The sequence below is a fragment of the Saccharothrix sp. ST-888 genome (assembly GCF_000955975.1).
GTDB lineage: Bacteria > Actinomycetota > Actinomycetes > Streptomycetales > Streptomycetaceae > Kitasatospora.
The window spans coordinates 1-1,585 of record NZ_JYJF01000265.1 but is presented as its reverse complement, the minus strand read 5'-3'; the positions used below and the strand labels follow the sequence as shown (position 1 = coordinate 1,585).

Sequence of the window (1,585 nt, the reverse complement as noted above, 5' to 3'; positions counted from 1 at the left end):
GGTTCAGCGTTGGCGCTTCAAAGCGGGTACGGGAATATCAACCCGTTGTCCATCGACTACGCCTGTCGGCCTCGCCTTAGGTCCCGACTTACCCTGGGCAGATCAGCTTGACCCAGGAACCCTTGGTCAATCGGCGCAAGAGTTTCCCACTCTTGTATCGCTACTCATGCCTGCATTCTCACTCGTATACCGTCCACAACTGGATTCCTCCGCTGCTTCACCCGGCACACGACGCTCCCCTACCCATCACAGCCCCCGTTAGGAGTATTGCTGCAATGACACGACTTCGGTGATGTGCTTGAGCCCCGCTACATTGTCGGCGCGGAATCACTTGACCAGTGAGCTATTACGCACTCTTTCAAGGGTGGCTGCTTCTAAGCCAACCTCCTGGTTGTCTCTGCGACTCCACATCCTTTCCCACTTAGCACACGCTTAGGGACCTTAGTCGGTGTTCTGGGCTGTTTCCCTCTCGACCATGGAGCTTATCCCCCACAGTCTCACTGCCGCGCTCTCACTTACCGGCATTCGGAGTTTGGCTAAGGTCAGTAACCCGGTAAGGCCCATCGCCTATCCAGTGCTCTACCTCCGGCAAGAAACACGCGACGCTGCACCTAAATGCATTTCGGGGAGAACCAGCTATCACGGAGTTTGATTGGCCTTTCACCCCTAACCACAGGTCATCCCCCAGGTTTTCAACCCTGGTGGGTTCGGTCCTCCACACGGTCTTACCCGCGCTTCAACCTGCCCATGGCTAGATCACTCCGCTTCGGGTCTTGGGCATGCAACTCAGACGCCCTATTCGGACTCGCTTTCGCTACGGCTACCCCACACGGGTTAACCTCGCTACACACCGCAAACTCGCAGGCTCATTCTTCAAAAGGCACGCAGTCACGGCCGTGATCCGAAAACCACGACGACGCTCCCACGGCTTGTAGGCACACGGTTTCAGGTACTATTTCACTCCGCTCCCGCGGTACTTTTCACCATTCCCTCACGGTACTATCCGCTATCGGTCACTAGGGAATATTTAGGCTTAGCGGGTGGTCCCGCCAGATTCACACGGAATTTCTCGGGCTCCGTGCTACTTGGGAGAAGCTCAAGTGAGCCGTACAAGTTTCGTCTACGGGGGTCTTACCCTCTACGCCGGACCTTTCGCATGTCCTTCGACTACCCATACGGTTTCTGACTCACCCAGCCGCCGGCAGACGACTGAAGAACTTTCCCACGACCCCGAAGCGGCAACCCCTGCCGGGTCTCACACCACTCCGGTTTAGCCTCATCCGGTTTCGCTCGCCACTACTCCCGGAATCACGGTTGTTTTCTCTTCCTGAGGGTACTGAGATGTTTCACTTCCCCTCGTTCCCTCCACATACCCTATGTGTTCAGGTATGGGTGACAGCCCATGACGACTGCCGGGTTTCCCCATTCGGAAACCCCCGGATCAAAGCCTGGTTGACGGCTCCCCGGGGACTATCGCGGCCTCCCACGTCCTTCATCGGTTCCTAGTGCCAAGGCATCCACCGTGCGCCCTTAAAAACTTGGCCACAGATGCTCGCGTCCACTGTGCAGTTCTCAAACAACGACC

Annotated in this window: 1 rRNA gene; it reads right to left on the bottom strand. The window is 56.8% G+C overall.

Annotated features, from left to right (window positions below):
• Nucleotides 1-1,544: ribosomal RNA gene (locus tag UK12_RS32520) — 23S ribosomal RNA — on the bottom strand; the annotation flags it as partial.
• Nucleotides 1,545-1,585 lie beyond the last annotated feature (41 nt).